The sequence below is a fragment of the Pseudomonas sp. PDM19 genome (genome assembly GCF_014852215.1).
GTDB lineage: Bacteria > Pseudomonadota > Gammaproteobacteria > Pseudomonadales > Pseudomonadaceae > Pseudomonas.
The window spans coordinates 1-439 of the sequence record NZ_JACVBG010000015.1; the positions used below are offsets into that span (position 1 = coordinate 1).

At 64.0% G+C, this 439-nt stretch carries 1 pseudogene; it reads right to left on the minus strand.

Features of this window, described 5'->3' with window-relative positions:
- Window positions 1–439: pseudogene (locus tag IB273_RS31290) on the minus strand (hypothetical protein); the annotation flags it as partial.

A 439-nucleotide genomic window follows, 5' to 3' on the forward strand; every position in this document is an offset into this window, starting at 1 on the left:
GTTTCTTGGCCTCGCCCGCTCGGCTGCCGCCGTCGCGTCGGGCCTGCCCGCGGTGCGGCCGCTGGGCCTCCCCCCCGTGCGGCTCCCCGCTGCCGCCTTGGGGGCTCTCCCCGGGGCGCTGGGCCCGTTCTCCTCCCTCCTCTTCCCCTCCCTTCCCTCCCTCCTCTTCTCCTTCCTTTTCTTTTCCTTTCTTTTCCCCCCTCTCTTCTCCCCCCTCCCCCTCTTTCCTTCCCCCTTCCTCCTTTCCCCTTCCCCCCCTCTCCTCCCTCCTCTTCTCCCTCCTTCCTCTTCTCCCTTCTCTTCCCTCCCCTCTCCTTCTCTTCCCCCCTCGCGCTCCCTTTCCCCTCCCCTTTTCTCCTTTCCTTCTTTTCCCCTCTCTCTTCCTTCCTTTCCTCTCCCCTTCCCCTCTTTTTCCTTTTTTTCTCCCTCCTCCTTTCTC